The sequence below is a fragment of the Cupriavidus sp. 05T313 genome, assembly GCF_056396665.1.
On record NZ_JBFTLX010000432.1, the window covers coordinates 1 to 5,566 of the forward strand.

5 protein-coding genes, 1 tRNA gene and 1 pseudogene are annotated in these 5,566 nt (G+C 64.7%); 1 reads left to right on the forward strand and 6 read right to left on the reverse strand.

The window, feature by feature from the left end; all coding sequences use genetic code 11:
* Positions 1–161: 161 nt before the first annotated feature.
* The 6 genes and pseudogenes from AC1DKD_RS40345 to AC1DKD_RS40370 all read right to left on the reverse strand — a co-directional run bounded on the left by AC1DKD_RS40345 (position 162) and on the right by AC1DKD_RS40370 (position 5,293).
* The gene (locus tag AC1DKD_RS40345) at positions 162–758 is read right to left on the reverse strand and encodes a 50S ribosomal protein L25/general stress protein Ctc (protein ID WP_477144657.1); all 597 of its coding nucleotides are present in this window, start codon (positions 756–758) and stop codon (positions 162–164) included.
* A 117-nt stretch (positions 759–875) separates the two neighbouring features.
* A complete protein-coding gene (locus tag AC1DKD_RS40350) occupies positions 876–1,829 on the reverse strand; it encodes a ribose-phosphate pyrophosphokinase (RefSeq protein WP_477144658.1) in 954 nt (317 codons plus the stop codon).
* A 99-nt stretch (positions 1,830–1,928) separates the two neighbouring features.
* A tRNA-Gln gene (locus AC1DKD_RS40355) sits at positions 1,929–2,005 on the reverse strand.
* Positions 2,006–2,065: 60 nt separating this feature from the next.
* Positions 2,066–2,944 (reverse strand): 4-(cytidine 5'-diphospho)-2-C-methyl-D-erythritol kinase, encoded by an 879-nt coding sequence (gene ispE, locus AC1DKD_RS40360; RefSeq protein ID WP_441627010.1) that lies wholly within the window; start codon positions 2,942–2,944, stop codon positions 2,066–2,068.
* Positions 2,941–3,343, reverse strand: a pseudogene (locus AC1DKD_RS40365) (lipoprotein insertase outer membrane protein LolB). The gene ispE and the pseudogene AC1DKD_RS40365 overlap by 4 nt, the downstream one beginning before the upstream one ends.
* An 84-nt stretch (positions 3,344–3,427) precedes the next feature.
* A complete protein-coding gene (locus tag AC1DKD_RS40370; protein WP_477144659.1) occupies positions 3,428–5,293 on the reverse strand; it encodes a tetratricopeptide repeat protein in 1,866 nt (621 codons plus the stop codon).
* 166 nt (positions 5,294–5,459) lie between these two features.
* Here AC1DKD_RS40370 and AC1DKD_RS40375 point away from each other — a divergent pair.
* A partial coding sequence (locus tag AC1DKD_RS40375; protein WP_477144660.1) for a DNA-formamidopyrimidine glycosylase family protein occupies positions 5,460–5,566 on the forward strand: 107 nt, incomplete at its 3' end.

The following is a 5,566-nucleotide window of genomic DNA, read 5'->3' on the forward strand; positions in this document are numbered from 1 at the left end:
GGGCAAACATTCACGGCTCGCTTCGCATCGCGCAGGGGCTGCCAGGGGCCAAGGATACTCGATTGGGCGCACGAAAAAAAACCGCCGGACGCGCCGGCGGTTTTTTCTTGCGGCTGCGAGAGCCGTCCTGTTGCACGTCCCGAAGGCCGCGTTCAGGGTACTCAGGCAGCAGGCGTTTCTTCGGCTGCAGCAACGCCGCCGGCCGGCAGCGAGATGCTGGCGATAGCAGGGTTTTCGTCGCCGTGGGTGATGGCGCTCACGCCCTTCGGCAGCTTCACGTCGGACAGGTGCAGGGTCTGGCCCAGTTCCGCGTTACCCAGGTCCACTTCGATGAACTCAGGCAGGTCGGCCGGCAGGCACGACACTTCCAGTTCGTTCAGGATGTGGTTGACGATGCCATGGCCCAGCTTCACGCCCGGGGCGTTTTCCTGGTTCATGAAGTGCAGCGGCACCTTGACGTGGATCTTGTCGGTGGCCGACACGCGCTGGAAGTCGACGTGCAGGACCAGCGGCTTGAACGGGTGCATCTGGAAAGCGCGCAGCAGGGCCTTTTCAGCCTTGCCTTCCACTTCGAGGTCGAGAATCGACGAGTGGAATGCTTCTTTCTTCAGCGCATGGAACAGCGCGTTGTGATCCAGTTCGATCATCTTGGGCTCGGCTGCGCCGCCATAGATGATGCCGGGGGTCTTGCCGGCGTTGCGCAGGCGGCGGCTCRCACCCGTTCCCTGTACGCTACGCTCGAAGGCTACTACTTTCATGATGACTCCAAATGTAAGAGGGCTGTCCGCGACCAGACAGCCCGATGAATCGCGCCTGCACCGTAACCGGGGTGTCCCCGAAAAACGGCCGCAAACGCGGTAAAGCGTTGAATTCTATCAGGAATCGGCAAACAGCGACATGATCGAGTCGCCCTTGACGATCCGGGTGAAAGTCTCCGCCAGCAGCGATGCGGTCGACAGTTGGCGAATCTTGCCGGACTGGATCGCATCGTCGCGCAGCGGAATGGTGTCGCACACCACCACTTCATCCAGTTCGGAGTCGGCGATACGGGCAGCCGCGCCGCCGGACAGCACCGGATGGGTACAGTAAGCGAATACCTTCAGCGCGCCGCGCTCCTTCAGTACCTGGGCGGCCTTGCACAGCGTGCCGCCGGTGTCGATCATGTCATCCATGATCACGCAGTTGCGGCCGTCGACTTCACCGATGATGTTCATCACTTCAGCCACATTGGCCTTGGGACGACGCTTGTCGATGATGGCCAGGTCGCAGTTCAGCTGCTTGGCCAGCGCACGGGCGCGCACCACGCCGCCGACGTCGGGCGAGACCACCAGCAGATTGCCGTAGTTTTTCTCGCGCAGGTCGCCCAGCAGMACCGGSGAGGCGTAGAYGTTRTCMACCGGGATRTCGAAGAAGCCCTGGATCTGGTCGGCGTGCAGGTCCATGGTCAGGACGCGCTCGACGCCGGCGACTTCCAGCATATTGGCTACCACCTTGGCCGAGATCGCGACGCGCGCCGAACGCGGGCGGCGGTCCTGGCGGGCATAGCCGAAATAGGGCATGGCGGCAGTGATGCTGCGTGCCGAGGCGCGCTTGAGCGCATCGACCATCACCATCAGTTCCATCAGGTTGTCGTTGGTCGGCGCGCAGGTGGACTGCAGCACGATAACGTGCTTGCCGCGAACATTTTCCTGGATTTCAACTTGGACTTCGCCGTCGGAGAACCGGCCGACCTGGGCTTTCCCGAGCGGGATGCCGAGGTGCTGCACGACAGCCTCCGCGAGTTTGGGGTTGGCGTTGCCGGTAAAAACCATCAAGCCTTCGCTGCTCATTCGGTGCACCTGTCTTGCTGCTGGAGGGGGGAAAGATTGCTGCCGGCTAGTGCCGGCAGCTTTGTCGTGCGGGTCCATAAGGACACTATAGGAATGTAATGGCAGGGGAAGAAGGATTCGAACCTTCGAATGCCGGAATCAAAATCCGGTGCCTTGACCAACTTGGCGACTCCCCTACACAACCGGGCACGTCCATCGTCACATTCAACTGCCTGCGACGCCGAACGAAAAACTATTTATGCGAGCGTTGCGAGCGGGTGGTGCGATAAACTCTTCGCACACCTGCCATCCCATTCGGGAGGCAACCGGTCTAGTACCTGCTGCGCCGTTTGCGAATCGTTGAATCGCGCAAACACGCAGGCTCCGGAACCGGTCATCCTTGCATGGGGACTGTATTGTCTCAGCCATTCAAGGGCTCGGGCAACTTCGCCGAACTTCACTGTTGCTATCGCTTCCAGGTCGTTGCGACCGAAACCGAACTTGTTTGTGCATCCAGTGAAGTCCGCTATTATGCTGATGGGCGTATCCCTTGTCAAGCGCTCGTCCGAAAAAATTGCAACGGTAGGAACATGCTGGCGCGGGTGGATGATCACGAACCAGCTTTCGGGCAACGCGACCGTCGTCAGTTCCTCGCCAACACCCTCGGCGAAGGCGTTTTCCCCATGCAGGAAGAACGGCACGTCCGCGCCCAGCGCGAGGCCGATGCGCTTGAGTTCATCGCGGTCCAGGTGCAGCCCCCACAGGTGGTTCAGGGCCAGCAGCGTGGTGGCCGCATCCGAAGAGCCGCCGCCAATGCCGCCACCCATCGGCAGCCGCTTGGCGATGGCGATGTCGGCGCCAAAGCGGGTTCCGCTGGCCTGCTGCAGCGCCCGTGCGGCGCGCACGATCAGGTCGGTCTCGGCCGGGACGCCGGCTACCTCGGTGGTGCGCTCGATGCGGCCATCTTCGCGGCGGCGGAAGTCCAGCGTATCGCTCCAGTCCACCAGTTGGAACACCGTCTGCAACATGTGATAGCCATCGTCACGACGCCCGGTCACGTGCAGGAAGAGATTCAGCTTGGCGGGAGCGGGGCAGCCGCGCAGTTCAGCGGGGGGCAGGGTACGGGCAGTATTCATTGCGCTTGCTCCGGATCGATCACAAGGCGCACGGAGAGCGGGCTGCCGTCGCCATCGCGTGCCAGGTCGATACGGCGCGGCAGCGCCGTGGCTGCGGTTGCCGCGGCAGGGGTTTCCTGCCACGACACATAGCGTACTGTCCAGCCGGGCAAGGGTCTGCCCCAGCGGCGAGATCAGGTCCAGCCGCACGTTGCGGCCTTGCTCGTGCCATTGAAAGCTGCCCTGTACGCCTTCCTCGCGGCCGTAGCGCACGTAGTTGGCGGCGAAGCGTCCGCTGAGGTCGCGCGCCCTGGCGGTCTCGCCGGCGTCGAACTGCCGCGTTGGCGTGATGCTGGCGCAGGCGGCAAGCCAGACGGGGGCGCTCAGGCAGAGCAGGGCTAGGCGTCGGGATTTATGCATGTAGTCTTGCGCCCGCACCGGCGCAGCCGGGCGCCGGGCGTCCGGCCCGGCGGAGGTTTGCGGGCTGTCGGATGAATCGGGAGATTACTTGAGCGCGGAGAGCGGCACGTTATAGCGCCGCAGCGTGTCGATTAGGATGACGTTGTCCGGCTCGATCTTGGCGGCTTCGTTCCAGGTCTTGCGTGCTTCATCCTGCTGGCCGAGTTGCCACAGCACCTCGCCCAGGTGGGCACCGATTTCCGCTTCGGGCGCCTTGGCGTAGGCGTTCCGGAGCAGTTCGGCAGCTGGCTGCAACTGGCCCAGGCGGAATTTGACCCAGGCCAGGCTATCCATGATGTAAGGATCGTCCGGTCCCAGCGCGGAGGCCTTCTCCAGCAACTGGAGGGCTTCCGGCAGGCGCACGTTACGGTCCGCAAGGGAGTAGCCGAGCGCGTTGTAGCCCTGCTTTGCGTCGGGCTGCATCGCGATCACCCGGCGCAGCCGCTTTTCCATGCTGTCGTAGCGCTTCTCGCGCTCGTCGAGCATGGCCAGCTCGTAGACCCAGTCCGAATTGTCGGGCTCGGCAGCGACGCGCTCCTCCAGCACCTTGCGGGCGCGGTCGTAGGCTTTGGCATCGATCAGCATGCCAACCTCGGCCTGCCGGATCGCGGTCATGCGCTGCGCGCGCTGGTCGGGCTCGGCGATATCCTCGGCATCGGCCAGCATATCGTTGAACACGGCCTGTGCGTCGTCGAGCTTGCCCATGCGCCCAAGCAGCTGGGCGCGCTTGACGGCGGCCGCGGGCGCCAGGCGGCTGTCGTCGATGCGGTCGAGCCACGCAACGGCGGCGGGGTAGTCCTTCTTTTCCTCGGCGATCTGCGCCAGGTACTGGTAGGCGATATCGGGGCTGGCGGCCGGCACCTGCTCGGCCAGTTGCAGATACTCTTTCAGGTACTGCTCAGCTTCGTCATAGCGTTTGGACTGCAGGCTGGTCAGGCCAAGGGCGAGCGGCACGCGCGGGTCCTTGGGCGCTATCTTGCGCAGGGTCTCGAACTCGGCGCGGGCGGCTTGCAGGTCGTTCTGCTGCAAGTACAGGCGCGCCAGCGTGATATGGCCGTTGACCGAAGCAGGGGCCTTGCCGACGAACGACTTCAGGCCGGCGATGGCCTCGTCCGGTGCGCTGTCGGCGCGCAATTCGGCCGCCATCAGCGCGGCGGCTTCATAGTCGGGGCGGATGCGCTGGGCTTCGTCGAGTTCGGCCAGGGCGCCGGGAATGTCGTTGGCGGCTTCCTTGGCGCGGGCCAGGGCAAGGTGGGTTTCGGCAGAGCGGGCGTCGCTCGCTGTCAGGCGCTGCAGCAGGGCGGCGGCACCGGCGGGATCGCTGGTTCGCGAAAGCTGCTGCTGCATCTGCAGGATCGCCTCCGGCCGGTGGCTTGGCGGCACGCCATTGAGCTGCAGGGCCAGCAAGGGTTCGGCTTCGTCCCAGCGGCCGCTCAGGACCAGCAGGGTGGAAAGGACTTGCCGCGCACCAGCCGATGTGGGCGCGAGTTCGGTCCACAGGCGCGCAGCGTCGAGCGCTTGCTGCGCGCTACGTGCATTGAAGGCGATCTCGGTGGCGCGCTGGGCAAAGCGCGGGTCGCGCGTATTGCGGGCCAGTTCCAGGTAAGTCTGGTAAGCCGGACCGACCACGCCGCGCTGGGCCGAGATTTCCGCCGCCAGGACCCGGTACAGGATGTCGGCGCTCAGCGGCACCGCCGGCAGCGGCATCTTCGGCGGCAACGGGTTCGAGCGGACTGGCGTGATGGCTTCCGCCGCCACCTTCATCGCGGGCCTGCCCTCCGGGGGCGCGGCATGGCTGGCAAGCGGCGCCATGGCGCAGACCGCAAGCGCGGCCGCAGCCGTGGCTGCGAGCCTGTGACGCAGCGGCCGCCGGGTAGAGCGCCGGGTAGGAAGAATTTGAGCGATGGTCATCGGGGTACGGTCCAGGCGGTCCGACATGTGGGTGGGTGCTCCAGCACTCAATGCGATGGGAATGTTAAAGGCATTGTAGCCTGCCGCTACAATGCCTTGCTGATCCGCATGGCACCAGTATGACTGGGTCTCTGGCGGTTGGAGTGGCACAAAAGGGAGAGGTTCGATGCCAGAGTTGCCGGAGGTCGAAGTGACCCGCCGCGGCTTGCTGCCGCACGTGGTGGGGCGGCGCATAGCCGACGTGGTGGTGCGCCATCGCGGCCTGCGCTGGCC